Raw genomic sequence first — 22,360 nt, forward strand, 5'->3', positions numbered from 1 at the left:
AAAAATTTACTAAAAAAGATAAATTATATTTTAATAAAATGAGTTTTTTGTTTACTATTCATTTAATTAAAAAACACAATGAAAATTACACTTTACACTTGAAAATCAATTATTTAATATCGATTTAGTAATATTCCATTATTTAATAAAATACATCACACCTTAACACACTTACAACAAACCTTTAATTTCCGCAATAAATTTTTCTGCCAGTTCATCTGCCTTTTTTTGAGATTTACTTTCTGTATAAATTCGAATAACCGGTTCAGTGTTTGATTTTCTCAAATGCACCCATTCATTCTTAAAATCTATTTTAACTCCATCGATACAATTTGGTTTTTCATTACTGAATTTCCGGGTGATTTTTTCCAAAATTTTATCGACATCAATTTGTGGGGGCAATTCAATTTTACTTTTACTCATATAATAATCCGGATAACTTTCCCTGAGTGTTTTGCACGAAATTTTAGCATGCGCCAAATGGGATAAAAACAATGCTGCCCCAACTAATGAATCCCTGCCGTAATGTGATGACGGATAAATAATGCCGCCGTTACCTTCACCTCCTATAATCGCATTTGTACTTTTCATTAATTCAACCACATTTACTTCTCCAACGGCGCTTGCTTCATATTTACCCCCATGCTTCAGCGTAATATCTCTTAAAGCTCGTGAAGAAGATAAATTAGAAACCGTGTTTCCTTTTGTTATTCCTAAAACATAATCGGCGCAGGCCACCAAAGTATATTCTTCCCCAAACATAGAGCCGTCTTCGCAGATAATGGCAAGCCGGTCAACATCCGGATCGACTACAATTCCAAAATCAGCTTTTTCTTTGACTACCAATTCTGAAATATCCGTGAGATGTTCTTTTAAAGGTTCCGGATTATGAGGAAAATGACCATTTGGTTCACAATATAATTTGATGCATTCTACCCCCATTTTTTCCAACAAGGCAGGAATCGCAATTCCACCTGTTGAATTTACTGCATCGACAACCACTTTAAAATTTGCTCTTTTAATGGCTTCAACATCAACTAAAGCTAATTTTAAAACTTCCTCGATATGGCGGTTGATATAGCCCACTTTCTTTTCGTATTTTCCTAAATCGTCTACTTCTGCAAACAAAAAACTTTCATCTTCTGCTATTTTCAGGATTTTTTCCCCTTCAACAGCGTTCAAAAATTCACCTTTCACATTCAATAATTTTAAGGCGTTCCATTCTTTCGGATTATGACTTGCAGTGATAATAATACCGCCATCTGCGTTGTCTAACCTTACAGCAACTTCAACCGTTGGTGTGGTTGACAAACCAATATCGACCACATTAATTCCTAAACCGGTAAGTGTATTGGCTACAAGATTACTGACCATTTCTCCCGAAATTCGGGCGTCTCTCCCTAAAATGATGCTTAATGATTTATTCGAATTTTGTCCTTTTAACCACATGCCATATGCAGCAGCAAATTTTACGGCATTTACAGGAGTCAGATTTTCATTGACAACTCCCCCAATTGTGCCTCGTATTCCTGAAATTGATTTTATTAAAGCCATTTTGATTTATTTTTTTACTATAAAGAATTCTAAACCATATAAGATATAAGAAATTATAAGCTTAGTAATTAAACCCGTTGGGTGTAATTAGTTTTTTGATGATAATTTTTCGTCAGTTCGAGTGATCCCGATTTTTCATCGGGATTATATCGGGAACAGAAAAAATCTCATTAAAAATGGTTCTCGATACACGTCACTTCGAGTGCGGAGCGTATCGAGAAGTTTTGTTCCGTTTCTCTGCACAAAAAATACTCGAACTGACGTTTTTAATAATTACACCCAATGGGTTAATTAAATGAACTTATACACTTATATGGTAAAATTCATTTTTAATATTTCCATTTTACAAAAGCCTCCATAGCAGCATAACTTGCTAAACCCATTTGCTGATACAAAGCTGCTGTTTCCCTGTTTCTGTCTTCGGCTCTTTGCCAAAATTCCCTGGCGTCCGTTCCCTGAAAAACAACGCCGTCTTTTTGAGATTGATGTTTGAAGATTCCGTGGCGTTTTGCTAAAACCTGATCGGGGCTCATGGGTACCGCCATTTCAACTTCGTCAATTCCCCATTCCTGCCAGGCTCCACGGTACAGCCAAAGCCAGCAATCGTTCATAAAAGGTTTTGATTTTAACTCTCTTACTGCTTCAAAAATAGCATCCAGGCAAACTTTGTGCGTTCCGTGCGGATCTGCTAAATCTCCGGCGGCGTAGATTTGGTGTGGTTTTATTTTTTCAATTAAATCCATTGTCAATTGAATATCTTCTTGTCCGATTGGTTTTTTCTCGATTGTTCCGGTTTCATAAAATGGCAATTCCATAAAATGAATCTGATCATCGGTTAAACCCACAAAATGACTGGTCGCTCTGGCTTCTCCTTTTCTGATTAATCCCTTGATGTAACGCACTTCGGGAATATCAATTTCGCTGGTCTTTTTGTTGGTTAAAAAAGTGACTGCCCTTTGGTAAATATTCTCTGCTTCTGCACTTTTGATTTCAAATTTTTCATTGTAATCAATCACGAATCTTGCAAAACGCAACGCTTCATCATCGGCAACCGCTATATTCCCCGAGGTTTGGTACGCTACGTGCACTTCATGTCCCTGCTCCTGCAGACGCATGAAAGTTCCTCCCATACTAATAATATCATCATCAGGATGCGGACTGAAAATCAATACACGCTTTTTAGCCGGTTCAGCTCTTTCTGGCCTATTGGAATCGTCTGCATTTGGTTTTCCGCCTGGCCAGCCGGTAATTGTATTTTGCAGTTTATTGAATATTTTAATATTGATGTCGTATGCCGGGCCGGAATCTGCCAGTAAATCGCTCATTCCGTTTTCGATATAATCGGCATCGGTCAGCATTAAAATTGGTTTTTTAAGATCAAGTGCCAATCCCAAAACGGCTTTTCTAATTAATTTGTCTGTCCATATTACTTTTTCTACGAGCCAGGGTCTGTTGATTCTGGTGAGTTTTGAAGATGCTTCTTTATCCAAAACAAAAATCGCATTATTATGTTCCTGTAAAAATGAAGCAGGAATCTGGTTCGTTACTTCATCCTCCACCGATTTTTTAATGATATTCGCTTTTCCTTCTCCCCAGGCCATTAAAATAACCTGTTTGGCTTCCATTATTTTTTTAACGCCAAGCGTAATGGCCGTTCTTGGCGTATTGCTCAAACCAGAAAAATCTTTGCTTGCCGCAACTCTTGTAATATGATCCAATGCAACCAAACGTGTTTTTGAGTTTTGAAGCGAGCCTGATTCATTAAAACCAATATGTCCGTTTCCGCCAATTCCCAGAATCTGCAAATCGATTCCACCCAAAGCTTCTATTTTCACTTCATAATTATGGCAATAATCGGCGATTTGTTCCTTGGTTAAAAGTCCGTTCGGAACATGTGCATTTTCAGTCAGAATATCAACATGATCAAACAGCAGTTCTTTCATAAAACGAACATAACTATTAATCGAATTCGGTTCCATCGGATAATATTCATCCAGATTAAAACTGATTACATTTTTAAAACTCAATCCTTCTTCTTTATGCAGACGAACTAATTCAGCATATAACCCTTTTGGAGAAGAACCGGTAGCCAAACCCAAAATACAAGGTTTGTTTTCTTTTTGTTTGGATTGGATTAAAGCTGCAATTTCCTGAGCAACTGCTTTTGAGGCATCAGATGAATTTTCAAAAACAACGGTATTGATGTTTTCGAAACGTTTCTCGAATCCTGTTGCTTTATCTATATTACTTTTTATCATTTTGAAATATATTTTATTATGTTTTTCTTTAATTTTTGTAAATGCCTTTCCGTTAAAAAAGGTATAAGTTGAGCGTGAGCAAATTCAAACAGGATATTTGAACGCTTGATTTTATGTTGAATAAAATGTTATGCTTATCTAAAGTTCTGTGGTTTTTTTGAGGTAAAACCTGAAACTAAAAACTTTTCCAACTTCTGTATTTATGCCCTTTAAAGGCAAAAAAGACAATCATCAAATAAGCTGGCAATAAAATTAAATACGCTAATTGATTCCCACTTTTTGCAGTTTGAGCAATTCCGGCAGCTTCGTTTGCCATATTGATATTATCTGCCAATAAACCATAGAATAACGGAAAAACAGCACCGCCAATAATTCCCATAATCAAAATCGCACCACCAATTTTTGTAAATCCGCCCAAATCCTGAAGTGCCATTGGCCAGATTGCCGGCCAGCAAAGTGCATTGGCTAATCCCAGAAGCGCTACCAAAACAATAACTAAAGGTAATTGTGGAATTCCAGGTAACTGAACCATGATTTCTGGAGAAATTATAACGATTAATGCAACTAAAAGAAGACCTGAAAATCCCGATACTTTTAAGGCAAAAACCTGAGAAACGTATTTCGGGATTAATGTAATTCCTAAAATATATCCAACTACCATGGCAGTCATGGTAAACGAAGTCAGTTTGAGATAAAACGAACCATCTTCCCCGTAAACGCCTAACTGTTTTCCAAAACCTCCTATCGAATCTCCAGCCAAAACTTCGGCAGCTATATAAACCATTAAAGTGATTACGCCAAAAACCAATTGCGGATGTTTAAAAGCTTCTTTTATTTGTTTGAAAATGCTTAAATCTGCTACTTGTCCTTCATCATCTAAATTGATTTCAGGAAGTGGTGAATATTTTACCAAAACAGCCAAAACCAACATAATCACTGCCATATAAATGTAAGGCCTTTGCAGTTGTAAAGCCAATAAATCAAGTGCACTTTCTTTTTGAACTGATGTCATCACAGCAATTTTATCTGCAGAATAATCGCCTATATTGGATAATACTAATGCTGTCAATAATAAAGGAGCCAGAAAACCTGCCAGTTTATTGGCGATTCCTAAAACGCTAATCCGGGCTGCGGCACTTTCGCGGGGACCAATTACAACTACATACGGATTTGCAGCTGTTTGCAAAACGGCTAAACCGGTACCCATTACAAATAAAGCGATAAGGAAAAAACTAAAAGTTCGTGTAGCAGCTGCGGGATAAAACAACAATGCACCAGCTGCAATGACCAGTAGTCCTAATGAAATTCCGTTTTTGTAGCCTACTTTTTCAATTAGGAATGATGACGGAATTGCCATTACAAAATAGGCGATGTAAAAAGCAAATGTCACAAAATACGACTGTGATTCGGTTAGTTCACATGCTAATTTAAAAAACGGAATCAGCGGCCCGTTAAGCCAGGTTACGAATCCAAAAATAAAAAATAAGGACGTTAAAATAACCATTGGAATCAAAGTACTGCTTTGTTCCTTTTTTAAAGTAATATCGATTTCTGACATATTTTTGGGTTTGGTTTAGTTATTATTCTGATGTTATTTACTGACTAATTCCTGATGATAAAAAAGAATGGTTTCTTCTAAAGCTTTATCAATTGTGTATTCCGGTTTAAAACCCAACTGATTGAATTTTTCCGGATTGGCTTTTGAATGTTTGATATCGCCCGGTCTTTCTTCTAAAAATTTGATCTGCGATTTCGAATTGGTGATTTTGATGATTTTATCGGCCAATTCCAAAACCGATGTGCTGTGACCCAAAGCCACATTATACGTTTCGTCCCCTTTTTGAGAAGCCAGAATATTGGCCTTAACCACATCTTTTACATAAATAAAATCCCTGGTCTGCAAGCCGTCTCCGTAAATAGTAATAGGTTCATTTTGCAAGGCCTTATTGATAAAAATTGGAACTGCCGCCGCATAAGCCGATTCCGGATTTTGGCGTGGACCAAACACATTAAAATAGCGCAAAGAAGCTGTTGGAACCTGATATTGGTCCAGATACATTTTTAAATAATATTCACCGTCTAATTTGGTGATCGCATACGGTGTCATCGGCTCAGGAAACATCGTTTCTACTTTTGGTAAAACAGGATTGTTTCCATAATTGGCTGCAGATGTTGAAAGCACGACTTTGCAGTCTGAATTATTTTTTGCTGCTTCCAGAATATTAATGGTTCCGATGGTATTGATTTCGATACATTCCCTGATTTTTAATAACGATTCCGGAACGCTGACCAAAGCTGCCAAATGAAAAACACCTGCTGCACCGTTTATTACCTCATTTACTAAATTTTCATCACGTATATCTCCTTTTATAAAATCGACATTCAATCCGTTTAGGTTGTGTTCGAATCCCGTTCTTAAATTATCCAATATCGTAACCTGATGCCCTTCTTTTGATAGATGTTCGGCAATGTGGCTTCCTATAAAACCGGCACCTCCGGTAATTACATATTTTTTCATTTTTATTATTTTAATGATCCAATGAAATTCAAATTATAATCTTCCATTTCCTTAAATTGTTCTGAAAGGCTTTCAATCAGTTTAAATTGGTTCTTAGAACGATCCAGATTATGTTCAGCATATTCTGTTTTATAATACACGTCATCATTCAGGAAATCCGTTAAAAAACGCAATGCCATAATAAATACCATCGTTTTGGCACCAAGCGGCAGGTATTTTATCTCTAATAAAGAAAGAGAGGAGTTTGTTTTTTCCAGAAAACCTTTTACGTAAGCTTTATAATACTGTAGATTGAAATTGACAAGTTTCAGATCTTTTTCATCTTCAGCAGCAGTATTACAAATGGTCCTGATGGCATCCCCAAAATCGTAATGAATAATTCCGGGCATAACTGTGTCAGTATCAATTACACACAGTCCTTTTTTATTGGTATCAAAAAGTGCGTTTGATATTTTAGTATCGTTATGGGTGACTCTCAATTTTATTTTTCCGGTATCTTTTAAGTTTTGCAAAACATGCATTTCTTCTTTAAGCTCGTGAACCAGATTAATGCAGGTTCCGGCTTGTTCGATTCGTTGTTCCGAAGCTTCTTTTAAGGCGATATCAAACTGTGAATAACGAAATGCCATATTGTGGAAATTCGGAATTACCTCTGTTAGTTTTCTGGCATCGAAATCACTGGTCAGATTTAGAAATTCACCAAATAATTTTCCACCTTCATAGGCAATTTCTTCATTGTTTACGGTTTCAAAAGTCAGGCTTCCTTCAATATAAACCATCATATTCCAGAAATTCCCGTCTTTATCATGATAATAGAAAATGCCTTTTTTAGTACCGATAAAAGTTAACACGCGACGTTTTAATTCTTCTTCTGATAAATGTTTTAGTTTTTTCAGCAGATGTTTGCTCACACTAACCTTATTGGCAATAAGGCCGGGAACGTCTTTAAAAACGCCATCATTAATTCTTTGTAAAATAAACTGTTTACAACTATCTGTAGTTACCAAATAGGTGTCATTGATATGACCGGAGGCCAATTCTTCAAAATCTTTGAAAACGGCAATATGGTCAAACTGGTCGAATATAAATTTTAAATGTTCCGCTACCATATTACCAGAGATTAGTTGGATAAACTTTTTGGCCCCTTAATTTTTCGATCTCTTTTTTTACGATTTCCTTATCTTCTTTATAGGTAACGCCAAACCATTTGGCATTCGACTGAAGTACTTCCAGCGATGCGTTATCTGATTTTAAAATTTCGTTTACGACAGAGGTAATAAAAAATTCTGCTTTTAAATCGTGCTCGTTTTCTTTCAGGAATTCTTCAAAAAGAGCGCCTCCAAACTCAAAACATTTTGGCGTAAAACCCCAGAAATTCATAGAAACAATTGTATTTTCGTCAATCGGTATAAAAACACCATTATCATCTTTACGCATCAGTTTGCCGTTTATTTTTTCGATGTGCGTACGCTCGGTAACATCGGTCAGATAATTATTTTCATCGACCTGACATTCGCCTCTTGAAACAAAACCATGATCTGAAACGGTGTTTTTTAGCAAATACGCCATCATATTAAAATGGTACGATTCTTTGTCCATTTCTGTTAATGCTTTTGCCATAATTTCGAAAGCCTCTTTTCCGTAAAAATCATCAGCGTTTATAATAGCAAAGTTTTCAGTTACTTCCTCTTTTGCCATCAATAAGGCATGCCCGGTTCCCCACGGTTTTTTTCTTTCGGGATTTTGATATTGTTTCGGAACATTATCGATTTCCTGAAAAACATATCCTACTTCAGCTTTTCCTTCGAGTTTTTTATTAAACATTTCTTTGCATTCATCTTCTATGCTTTTACTTATAATAAATACAAATTTTCCAAAGCCTGCCTGTAAAGCATCATATATAGAAAAATCCATAATGGTATCACCCTCGGGAGTAAAGGTATCTAACTGTTTTAATCCTCCATATCGACTTCCAATACCTGCCGCCAAAATCACGAGAGTAGGTTTACTTTTGCTCATTTAAATAGTATATTAATGGGTTTGTTATTTTTAATTATTCCGGTCATTTTTTTAAATTCCAATGGTTTCAAAAAGAAATAAAATAATGAATTATCAGATTTTAACAACTTCTCTTATAAATTGAAAAATAAATATTAATCTGACATTTTTTACGTTAATATCATAAAGTATATCATTAATATTCGGCTAAAATATATATTAATATTTTATAAAAAAAGAAAATAGTGTTAAAATGTGCTCGAACACAAATAAAATGTTTTCGAACACATGAAATTTAATATTTACTCATATTTGATTTTTATATATATTTGTTTCAATATGGAAAAAATTTATACGATTAAGGATATTGCAGAACTGGCAGGTGTTTCTAAAGGCACAGTTGATCGTGTTTTGCATAAAAGAGGAAAAGTCTCTCAGGATGCTCTTGACAGAGTAAATGAAGTTTTGGACAAGATTGATTATCAGCCTAATTTAATGGCAAGAAGTTTAAAGAAAACACAAATTTATTCCATATGTGTTTTGCTTCCCGATCCTAAAAATGATCCTTATTGGCAGCCTTGTATCGATGGTATCAATGAAGCTAAAAAAGAATTCAAATCTTTTAATGTAAAGGTTGAAATTTTCTTGTTTGATGCCACAAGCACGGCATCATTTGTAGAAACGAATAAAGCTGTCTTAAATGCGTCACCGGATGCAGTTTTGTTAGTGCCGCTATTTTACAAAGAAGCGATAGAAGCTATCGAAGCTTACAACTCTAAAGGTATTATTTCGAGTATTTTTAATAATCAGCTTAAATCCAGTTCTATAAAGAGCTTTGTGGGTCAGGATTTATTTCAAAGCGGGAGAATTGCTGCCAGATTACTGGAATTATTGATTCAAAAAGGAACAATCGCCATCGTCCATATTGATGAAGATTATGAGAATGCGATTCACATGCAGGAAAAGGAAAAAGGTTTCAGAAATTATTTTGAAAATCTGGAAAATGGAAGATTCGAAATTAAAACTTTTAAAGTAAAACATCCTCAGTTTAAAACGACACTTAAAGAATTTTTAGATCTGAACCCCAATATTAGCGGTCTTTTCATTACGACTTCAAAAGCCTATCAGGTCGCTAAAATTATTGCTAAAAATCCTGAAAGAAAAATTGCGCTTGTGGGTTATGATTTATTAGAAAATAATCTTGAATACTTAAACAATAAAACCATTGACTTTTTGATTCACCAAAATCCAAAAAGACAGGCATATCTGGGAACAACAAGTTTAATAGAACATTTTATTTTTGAAAAAGAAATTAGTGCCGAGAAGTTGCTGCCGATTGATATTATTAATACTGAAAACGCTAAGGATTACTTTTTGTAAATCGCAAGTGTGATTTTGTTGTGTATTTAAGATGTGTTTAAATAAGACTTTTATGAACTACAACTAAGCCTTTTTTAAACTAAAGTCAAAAGTCCAAAAGAGCTGGCAATATGAAAATTAGGCGTTTCCGTATTCGGATTTACCCATGAAATCCAGGTTGGCTCAAAGAGATTATTTTCCTGTTTTTTATATTTTGCCCTGTAAAGACCGGCTTCGATAATGTTGTTTTTAATTAAATGGAAGTTTTTTAAAGACTGAATACTAATTGCTATTTCGACAACAAAACAATCCTCTTTTGTATGTGATTTCACAGTCAGGTCATTTTTAGGCCAATTCCAGTCATAGTCAAATTTTTTTCCCGGATATGCAATGAAATCCATGATTCGTGGTGTGGGATCAATTTCTAAGCAATAATAAGGATTTAGTGTTTTATCTGTTCTGAAAAAAATCTCAACTCTGTCAGATTCCGCAATGCTGTCAACTGAATCATCTTTCTTGTTTATATGAATATTAGTATCATAAACTGTATAGCAAAAATAGATGTTCTCAGTATCCCATAAAGCTCTTAACTCAATCTTTTCGGGATTTGAATCATTCCAGGGAGAAATAAAATCGGTTAGTATTTCTGCTTCTCTCCAAAGCGGATTATCTCCTAAACCATTTATTTGTAAAATGTTTTCTTCGATACGGTTTACATTGTAATTTTTCATTCTAAAAAGGTACGAATTTTAAAAATAAAAAAAGGGAGCAAAAAAGAAAAATCTCTTTTGCTCCCTAAAATCAAAATTAGTTTTATTTCAGGTAAATTTTATTGTTGCTAATTTCGTTATCAGCATTAATCTGAAGAATAACCAATTGTGATTTTTTTAAATCAGAAACATTAATTGTGACTTCATTTACAGCACTATACTCTCCTTTTAAAAGCACTCTGCCATTTAAATCTAACACAGAAATAGTGGCTGAAGTAATCTCTTTTACAAAATTAATATTGATTTCATCTGAAGCCGGATTAGGAAAAACAGAAAAGCCTGGGGCAATTTCTTCGGCTACTTCAACTGTAGCAGTCTTTTTAGCTGTAGATCCTGTTTGTAATTCAGAGTTTCCAATATCAATGCGACCGTTTCTTTTGCGGTTATCCCCATCAAAATCAATGGTCCCTGAATAAGTCGCGTTGTATGTAGGATCTCCTTTGTCTGTAGCAAAAGCTCCTGTTGTTAATGTAAAATCAAAAATAGCCGCATTCATAAATCCGGGCGCACCTACAACAGAATTGACGTCCTGCCCTGTTGCAGCTGCAAATGTTGCCTGATTATAAGAACCAGTTGCTGAACTGCCATTGAAACTCACTCCGGTTAAATCTATTATATAATCTGTAGTTCCTTCTCTGTAAAATAAATTGTAGTTGGATACAAAACCCGAAATTGTATATCCGTAGGATGCTAAAAGTGCTTTTTTATCAGTTGTAGCATAAAGAATATTATTTTTGAAGGTAATTCCTGAACTGTTTTGAAGATGTACTTCACCTCCATAAATATCAGCAACGGTACCTACAGCAACTCCGGCAATAGTGGTAACACCGTTAATAACTGCTCCTGTTCTGTTTTTGTAAAAAGTATTATTAAAAATATAGGTATTGGCAACACTGGTCGAATATCCGCTTCCGACAACACCTCCAAAAATAGCTCCCGTTACTACATTATTGTATACTGAATTATTCCTTACAATATGTCCCGTAGCCACACCACCATTTCCTGTTGCTGTATTTTGTTCTGCGCCTACAGCAAGTCCTACTCCACAATTATACACTTCATTTCGTTCGATAGTACAATTCAAAGCCCCATCAAGATAAATACCGGCACTATTGGCAACGGCACTCATACAATCATACACTTCGTTTGAAGCGATAATACCATTTCTTGCCTGGTTATTGCTTGTTGCTCCGGTTGATGTATAATTTCCTGCTGCCACAATTCCAATATTGGCAATGTCAAATACTGTATTTCCTGAAACCGAAAAACCATTTACGTTTCCGGTTATAGTTACAGCTTCACCCCAACCTGTGGCACAATTATTTACCACATTATTTTCAATCTTAACATTGGTAATTGCATAAGTACCATTGCCTCCATCTACTTTAATGGCGTTTGCGACTATTCCGCTGTTGGCAGGAATAGAAGCCAGATCATTACTAATCCACCCAATATTTCTAACAATACAGTTTTTGATGGTAATGTTGTTTAAATTTGCTGTTGCACCTGAGTTAGCGAGAATCCAAATTCCTTTACTTCCGTTACCAATTTTGTTAGAAATTGTCAAACCATCAATAGTAACGCTGCTTGTATTCACAATTCCTAATACGTAAGAATCTGTACTTGTCCAACCGGAAGCGTTTAGTACCACCGCAGCTGAGCCACTTTTCTGAATCGTTAATGGTTTACCAACAAAAATAGGTCCTGTTACAGGATATGTTCCTGAAAGTACTAAAACCGTTCCGCCAGATGGTGCGGTCTGAACTCCTTTTTCAATGGTTTTAAACGGCAAAGCAGCTGTACCTGTACCTGTTACATCATTTCCGGTTGTTGAGACATACGTCTGGGCAAAACCCTGCACAAAACAAAATAAAATAATAAATGTAATTTTCCTGATTTTCATAATTTTGATATTTGGGTTAACAATTAAAAAAAAATCTATAATTAAATATTGCAATATTTCTAAACAAAAAATAAGCCCGGGCCTCTGCTTACACTCTCTAAAATCAAAATAGCACATTGTTATTATTAATGTTAAATTATTGATTTAAAAATCATTATGGTGCAAAAACAAAACATAAAATAACTTATTTCTGACGAATGTAAATAATGTATTTTAATTGGCAATGCAAAAAATAAAAAAAATGTGCTCGAACACAAAAAAATATTGATATTTTAATTAATTGTAATATTTTACTTATATATAAATTAGTTGGATATAATTTAATTGAATGTGTTTGAGCACATATGTAAAAAATACTACAGAATACTTTGAAGTGTTCAATATTTAGTGATTTATAGATTTAACATTTTGTAAATATTTGTAAATAGATAAGAATCCTATAAACATACTCCAAACAAAAAAATCCCATTTCATTACGAAACAGGATTTTAATTTTATAATGTAACTTCTGCTATTTATATTCTTATTCTTTTTGTGCATACCACTCTTTCATGACATAAAAAGCTTTCTTTTTGATTCCGGCACTCGAAACAGAACTATTCAAGTTGAATAATGGCCTTTATACATTAATCGAAGGATAGTTTTCTTTTAGGATGATCTCCAACGGAACATAATAGGTTGGGTCTACATCCTCTTGCAGGACTAATTTTTTATATAAATAATTTACGGCTTTATATCCCTGCTGTTCCGGTTTCTGGTTGATTAAAAAATCAATAATCCCTTTGTTCAGGTACTCAACATTTTCTTTTAATAAATCATAACCAATAACCCGAACACCTTTGATATTGTTTTTTTCTAAAAAACGGCCAACAACGTAGGCTCTGGAATTGGGAACAAAAACACTGTTTATATTTAAAAACATATCCGAAGTTAATGGCTCTGATTCCGGATTTTTGATTGTAACCTCAGAAAAAGTAAAATTAGTCAGGTTTGTATTGTCCTCGAAAAAAGAATAAAATCCTTTTATACGCTGTAAATAAACCGATGTTACCTCTATTTCTTCAGCAATTTTAAAAATCAAAATCTTTCTTTTATCATTGACTGCAAAACTAGTAAGCCTTCCTGCCAAATAACCACTCTGAAAAGCATCCTGTCCTACATAACCGTGATTTTGATGAGTATGAATATTAGAATCAATCATCACAATTGGAGTCTTAAATTGTTGGTATTTTTCTAAAAATTGAATTGATTCGCCATAAAAAATGGGAGCAAATAATAAACCGTCACACTCAAATTCCAAAACTTTTTGAGCCGTTTCATTAAAAGATTTTGAATTAAAATCATAAAAAAAATATTCCAAAATAACACCAAATTTGCTAAACTCATCGGCTGCTCTTTTTATTCCGGTAATCTGACTTTCCCAATATTCAAAATTTTCATATTGAGGTAAAAATATGGCAAAATGAAACTTTTTGTTCAAAGCAAGGTTGCTCGCCAAAATGTTTCGCTTATAGCCAAATTCCTCGATAATGGCATTTACTTTATCAACATTTTCCTGGGTAACCTGCCCACGGTTATGGATTATCCTGTCTACTGTTCCGGTAGAAACATTGGCAAGCTCCGCTATTTTTTTTATTGTTATGATGACGTTTATCGACTTTAAGTTAAAATATTCTAAAAGGTAAAATTAATTTTTTTTTCACTTATAAAGTTGGTTAAGTTAACTTTTTATCTAATTTTGTCTTGATCGTGTGCGCACACGAATCGTTTTGAATGTGAAATTTATCCTGTTTTGAAACTGTTAAATGCTAATTAATCCATAAAAAATCATGAATTCTATATTAAATTTAAAAAATAAAATTGCCCTGATTACAGGAGGATCAGGTATACTGGGCAGCAATATGGCCCAGGTTTTAGCAAAACATGGCGTTATCACAGGTATTGTTAGCCAGAGCATAGAAAAGGCAAACAAAACAGTCGAATTGATAAAAAAAGAAGGAGGAAATGCCTTTGCTGTTCAGGCGAATGTATTAAATAAAAAAGATCTTGAAGAGGTACGCCAATATATTTTAGAAAAATATAACCGTTTAGATATACTCATTAATGCAGCTGGTGGAAATATGCCAGGGGCAACAATAAGTCCCGATCAGGCTATTTATGACATGCATTTAGATGATTTGCAAAGGGTAATCGATTTAAACATTATTGGCACCATTTTACCCTCTCAGGTCTTTTCTGAGCTGTTTGCCAGACAAAAAGAAGGTGTAATAATAAATATTTCATCTGCCGCCGCACAAAGACCTTTAACCCGTGTTGTTGGCTATTCTGCATCAAAAGCTGCTATTGATAATTTTACTAAATGGATGTCGGTAGAATTAGCATCAAAATATGGCGAAGGAATTCGGGTAAATGCAATTGCTCCCGGTTTTTTTATAGGCGAACAAAATAAAGCATTGCTATTAAACCCTGAAGACGAATTGACTCAACGAGGCAAAAAAATAATTGAACATACTCCAATGGGAAGATTTGGCGAACCTGCAGATCTGGATGGTGCATTGCTTTTTTTATGTAGTGATATGTCAAAATTTGTAACAGGAATTATTTTAAAAGTTGACGGTGGATTTGCTGCTTCAAGTATCTAACTTAAAAAAACAAATATTATGGAACAAACATTAAGATGGTTCGGACCCAATGATCCCGTTTCTTTACAGGATATTTTACAAACAGGAGCTACTGGGGTTGTAACTGCACTACATCATATTCCTAACGGAGAAGTATGGGAAATTGAAGAAATATTAAAGAGAAAAATTGAAATTGAACATAAAAATGGTGACATAAACAAGGAGTTGTCAGGTTTGAGATGGTCTGTTGTTGAAAGTATCCCTGTTCATGAAGATATCAAAAAGAAGACTGGAAATTATCTTCAATACATTGAAAATTACAAAAAAAGCATTCAAAATTTAGCTGCATGCGGAATTAATTGTATTTGTTATAATTTCATGCCCGTGCTGGACTGGTCAAGAACAGATTTGGCTTATGAAGTAGCTGATGGTTCAAAAGCCTTACGCTTTGATATTAATGCCTTTACCGCCTTTGATTTGTATATTTTAAAAAGACCAAATGCAGAAAAGGAATATACTCCCGAACAAATTCTGAAAGCAAAACAATATTTTGAAACTTGTCCCGAAACTGATAAAATATCACTTCAGAAAAATGTATTGGCAGGACTGCCGGGAGCCGAGGAAAGTTATTCGATTGAAGATTTTTTGCAAACATTAAGCACCTATAATCATATTGACAGAAAGACCTTAAAAGAAAATTTATATTATTTTTTAAAAGAAATAATTCCAATTGCAGAAAAAGAAAATGTGCTTATGGCCATACATCCTGATGATCCTCCATTTCCTATTTTAGGATTGCCGAGAGTAGTCAGTACTGAAGAAGATCTTATAGATTTAATGTCTTGCATTGAGTCCAGATCAAATGGTTTTACAATGTGCACAGGATCATACGGTGTAAGGGCTGATAATGATTTGCCTGGAATAATTGAACGTCACGGAGATAAAATGAATTTTATCCATTTAAGGAGTACACAAAGAGATATGGATGGCAGTTTTTATGAAGCGAATCATCTGGAAGGCGATGTAAATATGTATGAAGTTGTAAAAGCTATTATTGCTTTAGAACAAAAAAACAATTCGACTTTGCCTATGCGTCCTGATCACGGACATCAAATGCTGGATGATCTGAATAAAAAAACAAATCCCGGTTATTCAGCTATAGGGCGCTTAAGGGGGCTTGCAGAATTAAGAGGGCTGGAAATGGGGATTAGAAGAAGCTGTTATAATATGTAAGTACACTTTTTTGCCTGTTGCCGAACAGTTTGCTGTATCACCATGTTAGTTTTTTATCCACATCAAACATAAATGTGTGTTTGAAATTTATAAATACTTTGTCATATTGTATAAAACTGTAACTCAGGAATTAGTTAATTTTAGTATATACTGAAACTTCCCTGTAAATGCTCTGGCTATTTAACGTGTAGAAGTTTAGTCAATTGATTTTTTGATTTAAAAACAACTCAACCGCTCTGCACTGAGGTCGATAGGTTTAGCTGACAGACTGAATGCCTGCAAGGTTGTAACACTATTAATCAGAAGTTAAAGAAAAAAATGCACTAAGTAACTGGTTGTAAACTATATCTGAGACCAATAAAAACTTTCCCATGAGTGACATAGCAAAGCGTTTCCCAGAGAATCCATTATTGATGCCCAAAGATCTAAAAGCAAGCAGCAATGAATTACAAATTATAAGTCTTTTGAATCCCGGAGTTTTTGTTTTTGAAAAAAAGATATGGCTATTGGTAAGGGTTGCAGAATCGATAGCACAAAAGGAAGGCGTTATTTTTTTCCCGGTAATGAATGCCTTAGGTAAAGTAGAAATAATCGAAATACCACTAAACGATCCTGATCTTGTTGCTAATGATGCACGTGTAATTAAGTATAAAGGCCTTGATTACCTCACCACACTTTCGCATCTAAGATTACTTTGCAGCGATGACGGAATTAAATTCTACGAACCAAAAGACACCGGACTTTTAGTAGGTACCGGTATTTTGGAACAGTTTGGTATCGAAGATTGCAGGGTAAGTCAGTTAGGAGATACGTATTACCTAACTTATACTGCAGTATCTGAAAATGGTGTTGGTGTTGGTATGCGTACAACAAAAGATTGGAAAAATTTTGAACTGAAGGGAATGATTTTTCCTCCTCACAATAAAGATTGTGCCCTTTTTGAAGAATTGATAAACGGTAAATTTTATGCATTGCATCGTCCGACCAGTCCAAATATTGGAGGCAATTATATTTGGATTGCGGAATCGAATGATGGTATTCATTGGGGAAATCACAAATGTATTTTAAAGCCACGATACGGAATGTGGGATAGTGCAAGGGTTGGTGCCGGGGCAGCTCCGATAAAGACAGAGAAAGGCTGGCTGGAAATTTATCATGGTGCAAACGCGGAGCATCAATATTGTCTTGGCGCTTTTCTGATGGATCTTGAAGACCCGTCAAAAGTAATTGCGAGAACATTAGATCCTATAATGTTACCTCAGGAAAATTATGAACTGAGTGGCTTTTTTGGGTATGTGGTTTTTACCAATGGCCATATTGTAGAGGGCGATAAGCTAACCCTATATTATGGAGCGGCAGATGAATTTGTTTGTGGTGCCCATTTTTCGATAAAAGAAATTATATCTGCTTTGGAATAATAATGATGATGAGTAAATCCTAAAATCTAATTCTTTGGAATACTTAATAAATAACCCCATAAACAAACAGTTTAAAAAAACACTAAAAAATGCAGGACATATTGGCAAGTGATATCAGGTTTCACTTTAGAAGCTGTCATTTTTTATACTAATTTGACTTGCATACTCTGCTGTATTATGTATATATACTTAATGTAAACTGAACAGTCATGGCTCAAAATTCATTTATAAAATGTTTAGAATGCAATACCAGAAATCAAAATACTGATTATTGCACCAATTGCGGGGCAGTCATTAATATTGTCCTTAAACGTAAAATTGAAAGTGATCAGAAAATTCACAAAAAGAAGGAAGAGAAAAAAATTAATGGTCCTGACAAAATAGATAAATTTCTTCAAAAAGCAGCAAATCATCCAAATAGTATTATCAGATATGGCGTTAGTATTTTACATTCAATCTGGACAATCTTCGCCTTGATCATCGGAGCCTTAATAGCCGGAGTAATTGCATTGGCTGCGGGCTGACTTCATGAAACAACTTGTGAAAATATGTTTAAACCGCTCCTTTTTATAATTACACGGGTAGCTGTATTAATCTATATTATGCAGCGCATGCAAATAGACATTCCATTCTGGATTAACAATTATGTTAATGATTTTTTATGCCTGCCTGTCGTGCTGGGTTATATTACACTTTTGTTTCGATGGCTAAAAAAAGATAAAACTTATAAGATTTCCTTATGGGCCGTACTTTGTCTGGCCAGTTACTATTCCTTTTATTTTGAATATTACCTCCCTGCTTATAATACAAGATACAGTGCTGATATTATTGATGTTTTTCTTTATTTTTCAGGCGGATTGTTTTTTTACTTATTAAATACCGCTTTGGACTGAAAGTCCATAGAATTGGTTGGCAGCCTGAAAGTCAGCAAGGTTCTAACACTATTTATTAGCTACAAATTACACGAGCATTAATTAATTTGCGTAATTTGTGGCTACTCTTTTTTAGAGGCAAAAGCAAAATGCACCAAAGCACATCGTTTCAAACTATATCTGAGACCATAAACCCATTGGGTGTAATTATTAAAAATGCCAATAGTAGTGTTTTTTGACAGGGAAACGGAACAAGAAGGTATAAGGAACCGTTTTTAATAATAATTCAGACTTGTACATTAAAGTCGCATTAAAAAATAATTGTCAGGACAGGACAGGATACAGACAGGGCCTCCTTTGCTTATTTTTGAATATAAAAAATTAAAAACAGTTTATATTCCATTATTTTTTTTCAACTATAGTTTACATCTTTGTGAGTCAAAAGTTTAATTAGCCAGAAATGCTGCAACATCCTATAATTTATCCATGTATTACCAATGACATCCAAGACAAAAAACATAACAATTAATTTAAAAATGGATTCTGGTTCTCCTAAATTTATACAGGTAGCCGATTCTGTTGCTGCAGAAATTTTGAATGGTAAGATGAAAATTGGCCAAAAGCTTCCATCAATAAATGAACTAAGCAGCAAGAACTCGATCTCGCGTGATACTGCTGAAAAAGCATATAAAATATTAAGGGATCAAAAATTAATTGTTTCAGTTACCGGATCAGGAAATTTTGTATCATATGCCGGTTCAAATGCAAAATTTGATGTTTTTTTCCTCATTAATAAGCCCTGCTCTTACAAAATGGAAGTATACAATTCTTTTGTCAATACAATCGGAAATAAAGGGCATGTTAACATGTATCTTTACTATTGCGATGAGCAGCTTTTTATTAGTGCTTTGAAAAAAAACATTAATAATTATAATTATTTTGTAATTATGCCTCACTTCAGAAACAGCAAAAAAAAGCATGTTAACTACACAAACCGGGTTCTAAAAGCTATTGAAACCATTCCAAAAGACAAACTTCTTATATTAGATAACTCCTATGAAGAAGTTACAGGTAATTTTACAGCTATTTATCAGGATTTTAAGCATGATATAATTTATGCCCTTAACGAGGCTTTAATAAAACTAAAAAATTATAAAAAGATTATTCTTGTATATGAAACACTGGCCCTGTTTCCGTATCCAATTGGTTTAGTTCATGGTTTTAAAGAATTCTGTCAAAATCATTTAATGGACTTTGAAATTATTGAAGAAATCAATAATGATTTAGAATTTGAATCAAAAGAAGCTTATATCATTATTGACGATAATGATCTCGTAAATTTGGTACAGCAGATAAAAAAGAAAAATCGTATATTAGGTACAGATGTAGGTGTCATCTCCTATAATGAAACCCCACTCAAAGCCCTTCTTGACATTAGCGTATTAAGTACTGATTTTAATGCAATGGGACAGAAAGCGGCAGAACTGATCCTTACTAACAAAAAAGAAGTTTTCAAAAACCCGTTCGGATACATTGAACGTAGTTCGCTATAGCATATTTGATAAATTTTCTTCATTGTTATTCAATGGTTCCAAAGACAGATTTTTTGAATACCCAAAACATTAATCTGCCATTATCGCTCAAAAAACCGGGTCTTATCCAGTTTTATTAGGAGCTGTTTCCAGCCATTCGCTAAATCTTTGCCTGCTTAAAGAAAGCAGGCAAAGGATACCGCTGCTGTCTGGGCTAAGACATCCGGTTTCAAAACAATATTGTATTGAAAATTGAGAAGAAAGGAATTATCAATATTATAAGTTTACAAGTTAAATTTTTCGACTGTAATTTATATTAATTGCTCCTATTTTATGCCTATTATTCTTAATTAATTTGTAAAACTTCATTAAATAGCTGTTAAATCTTAATAAATGCAGATTAATACTATTTTCATAAAACGTATATTTGAGTTTATACCTGAATATTTATTAGCGTGCAAAAACAATCAAAAATAGAAAGATTCAAATTTCCCAAAACACCAACCGGAGTTGATGGACTGGATGAAATTACCGATGGAGGTTTCCCAAAGGGACGCCCCACTTTAATCTGTGGCGGAGCCGGCTGCGGAAAAACATTGCTGTCAATGCAATTCCTTATTAAAGGCATTACAGAATTTAAGGAACCCGGCGTTTTCATGTCTTTCGAAGAGCCTTCGGATGATCTTACCCTAAATGTCAAGTCACTTGGGTTTGACCTCGAAAAACTAAAAGAGGACAAAAAACTGATCGTTGATCATGTACGGGTTGAAAGATCAGAAATTGAAGAAGCGGGTGAATACGATCTTGATGGTTTATTTATCAGGTTAGGACATGCCATAGACTCAATAAAAGCGAAACGTGTCGTTCTGGATACAATTGAATCCCTGTTTGCAGGACTTGACAATCAGGCTATTCTTAGAGCCGAATTGAGAAGGTTATTTCACTGGCTTAAAACAAAAGGTGTAACGGCAATCATTACAGGTGAACGCGGAGAAGGTACGCTGACACGTCAGGGATTAGAAGAATACGTTTCAGATTGTGTAATTGTATTGGATCATCGCGTTATCGAGCAGGTTTCTACCAGAAGATTACGAATCATAAAATACAGGGGCTCAACACATGGTACCAATGAATATCCGTTTTTAATTGATGAAGACGGAATTTCAGTTCTCCCAATTACCTCATTAAAACTGGATAACGAAGTTTCCTCAGATGTTATTTCTACAGGTGTTCCCGGATTAGATGCTATGTTTCAGGGCGGTGGATTTTACCGCGGCAGTAATATCCTGATATCAGGTACAGCCGGTACGGCCAAAACAACTATTGGATGTTATTTTGCTAACGAACAATGCCTGAATAAAGAGAAAACAATCTATTTTGCATTTGAAGAATCGCCTCATCAACTGGTTCGAAATATGAAATCAATTGGTATTGACCTTGATAAACATATTAAAAAAGGGTTGCTGCAAGTTCATTCCGCACGTCCATCACTAAACGGTCTTGAAATGCATTTGCTTACACTTAGAAAATTAATCAAGGAATTTAAGCCAACCACAATAATTATTGATCCCATAAGCAATCTCATATCAGTGGGAAGTGAACTCGAAGTCCGTTCCATGCTTGTAAGACTGATTGATATGCTCAAAGCCAATAATATTACGGCACTGTTTACTTCTTTAAACAAGCAGACAGATAATTTCAGGCCAGATCTTGCAGAAGAATCAGTGTCATCTTTGGTAGATACCTGGATAACCGTGCGTGATATGGAAGGAGTTGGAGAAAGAAACCGTGGTATCTTTATTATCAAAGCCAGAGGAATGGGGCATTCTAATCAGGTAAGAGAGTTTGTAATAACTGGTAACGGAATAGAATTGTTAGATGTAGAATTAGGACCAGATGGTATCCTGACCGGCGCTGCAAGACAAACGCACAGATTCAAAAAAACGATCTCAGACATTAAGCTTCAAAACGAAATCAGTAGAAAAGACAGGGAAATTGAACGTAAACGTAAAGTTTTGGAAGCCAACATAGAAACACTTAGAAATAAATTCGAATCTGCCCAGGATGAACTAAGCATCCTTAAAGCAACAGAAGAATTACAGGCAAAACTGTCTTCTAAAAAAAAATAGCAGCACAATGAAAAAAGAAGTTGTAGCCGAATGGCAATTACTGCTTTATATAGCAGGACAAACGCCAAAATCGATCAGGGCACTTGAGAATATAAAAAAATTGAGCTAGTCATTTAGTTTCTGTATATTTATATCTTTAAAATCAGTCATTATGGAAGTATTTGAAGGTCAAAGTATACTAAACTTTATAAAAGA

General features: G+C 34.6%; 17 protein-coding genes. 8 read left to right on the forward strand and 9 right to left on the reverse strand.

Annotation, left to right across the window (positions count from 1 at the left end):
- Positions 1-171 precede the first annotated feature (171 nt).
- The 6 genes from glmM to J2W48_RS20605 form a co-directional block, all read right to left on the reverse strand.
- A complete protein-coding gene (gene glmM / locus J2W48_RS20580; RefSeq protein WP_310283790.1) occupies positions 172-1,554 on the reverse strand; it encodes a phosphoglucosamine mutase in 1,383 nt (460 codons plus the stop codon).
- Between the two features lie 329 nt (positions 1,555-1,883).
- Complete coding sequence (gene nagB / locus J2W48_RS20585) at positions 1,884-3,812, reverse strand: glucosamine-6-phosphate deaminase (protein WP_310283793.1); 1,929 nt, start codon at positions 3,810-3,812, stop codon at positions 1,884-1,886.
- A gap of 175 nt (positions 3,813-3,987) precedes the next feature.
- A complete protein-coding gene (locus J2W48_RS20590) occupies positions 3,988-5,370 on the reverse strand; it encodes a sugar MFS transporter (protein WP_310283797.1) in 1,383 nt (460 codons plus the stop codon).
- Between the two features lie 33 nt (positions 5,371-5,403).
- Positions 5,404-6,330, reverse strand: coding sequence for an NAD-dependent epimerase/dehydratase family protein (locus tag J2W48_RS20595; protein WP_310283799.1), 927 nt, complete (start codon positions 6,328-6,330; stop codon positions 5,404-5,406).
- Positions 6,331-6,335: 5 nt separating this feature from the next.
- Positions 6,336-7,439 (reverse strand): phosphotransferase enzyme family protein, encoded by a 1,104-nt coding sequence (locus tag J2W48_RS20600; RefSeq protein WP_310283802.1) that lies wholly within the window; start codon positions 7,437-7,439, stop codon positions 6,336-6,338.
- Position 7,440: 1 nt separating this feature from the next.
- Complete coding sequence (locus J2W48_RS20605; RefSeq protein ID WP_310283805.1) at positions 7,441-8,349, reverse strand: sugar phosphate nucleotidyltransferase; 909 nt, start codon at positions 8,347-8,349, stop codon at positions 7,441-7,443.
- 318 nt (positions 8,350-8,667) lie between these two features.
- Between J2W48_RS20605 and J2W48_RS20610 the strand changes: the two genes are divergently transcribed.
- Positions 8,668-9,708, forward strand: coding sequence for a LacI family DNA-binding transcriptional regulator (locus tag J2W48_RS20610; RefSeq protein ID WP_310283807.1), 1,041 nt, complete (start codon positions 8,668-8,670; stop codon positions 9,706-9,708).
- A gap of 74 nt (positions 9,709-9,782) precedes the next feature.
- On the opposite strand, the gene J2W48_RS20615 is transcribed toward J2W48_RS20610, so the two are convergent.
- From J2W48_RS20615 to J2W48_RS20625, 3 genes are all read right to left on the reverse strand, one after another.
- Positions 9,783-10,418, reverse strand: a complete 636-nt coding sequence (locus tag J2W48_RS20615; protein WP_310283809.1) for a sugar-binding protein — start codon at positions 10,416-10,418, stop codon at positions 9,783-9,785.
- Positions 10,419-10,500: 82 nt separating this feature from the next.
- On the reverse strand, positions 10,501-12,360 hold the full coding sequence (locus J2W48_RS20620) for a T9SS type A sorting domain-containing protein (RefSeq protein ID WP_310283811.1): 1,860 nt from the start codon (positions 12,358-12,360) through the stop codon (positions 10,501-10,503).
- A gap of 619 nt (positions 12,361-12,979) precedes the next feature.
- Positions 12,980-14,014: a substrate-binding domain-containing protein gene (locus tag J2W48_RS20625; RefSeq protein WP_310283833.1), complete on the reverse strand. Its 1,035-nt coding sequence runs from the start codon at positions 14,012-14,014 to the stop codon at positions 12,980-12,982.
- Between the two features lie 175 nt (positions 14,015-14,189).
- On the opposite strand from J2W48_RS20625, the gene J2W48_RS20630 reads away from it, so the two are divergent.
- The 7 genes from J2W48_RS20630 (at position 14,190) to kaiC (ending at position 22,165) form a co-directional block, all read left to right on the forward strand.
- Complete coding sequence (locus J2W48_RS20630) at positions 14,190-15,002, forward strand: SDR family oxidoreductase (RefSeq protein ID WP_310283813.1); 813 nt, start codon at positions 14,190-14,192, stop codon at positions 15,000-15,002.
- 18 nt (positions 15,003-15,020) lie between these two features.
- A complete protein-coding gene (gene uxuA, locus J2W48_RS20635; RefSeq protein WP_310283816.1) occupies positions 15,021-16,214 on the forward strand; it encodes a mannonate dehydratase in 1,194 nt (397 codons plus the stop codon).
- Positions 16,215-16,585: 371 nt separating this feature from the next.
- Positions 16,586-17,632 carry a glycoside hydrolase family 130 protein gene (locus tag J2W48_RS20640; protein WP_310283818.1) on the forward strand — a complete coding sequence of 349 codons (1,047 nt, stop codon included), beginning with the start codon at positions 16,586-16,588 and terminating at the stop codon, positions 17,630-17,632.
- Between the two features lie 209 nt (positions 17,633-17,841).
- The gene (locus tag J2W48_RS20645) at positions 17,842-18,156 is read left to right on the forward strand and encodes a TFIIB-type zinc ribbon-containing protein (RefSeq protein WP_310283821.1); all 315 of its coding nucleotides are present in this window, start codon (positions 17,842-17,844) and stop codon (positions 18,154-18,156) included.
- A gap of 87 nt (positions 18,157-18,243) precedes the next feature.
- Positions 18,244-18,525: a hypothetical protein gene (locus J2W48_RS20650; RefSeq protein WP_310283824.1), complete on the forward strand. Its 282-nt coding sequence runs from the start codon at positions 18,244-18,246 to the stop codon at positions 18,523-18,525.
- A 515-nt stretch (positions 18,526-19,040) separates the two neighbouring features.
- The gene (locus J2W48_RS20655; RefSeq protein WP_310283826.1) at positions 19,041-20,057 is read left to right on the forward strand and encodes a GntR family transcriptional regulator; all 1,017 of its coding nucleotides are present in this window, start codon (positions 19,041-19,043) and stop codon (positions 20,055-20,057) included.
- 434 nt (positions 20,058-20,491) lie between these two features.
- Entirely contained in the window at positions 20,492-22,165 is a 1,674-nt protein-coding gene (gene kaiC, locus J2W48_RS20660; protein WP_310283829.1) for a circadian clock protein KaiC, read from the forward strand.
- Positions 22,166-22,360: the final 195 nt, after the last annotated feature.

It is taken from the genome of Flavobacterium piscis, from assembly GCF_031457575.1.
Taxonomy (GTDB): domain Bacteria; phylum Bacteroidota; class Bacteroidia; order Flavobacteriales; family Flavobacteriaceae; genus Flavobacterium; species Flavobacterium piscis_A.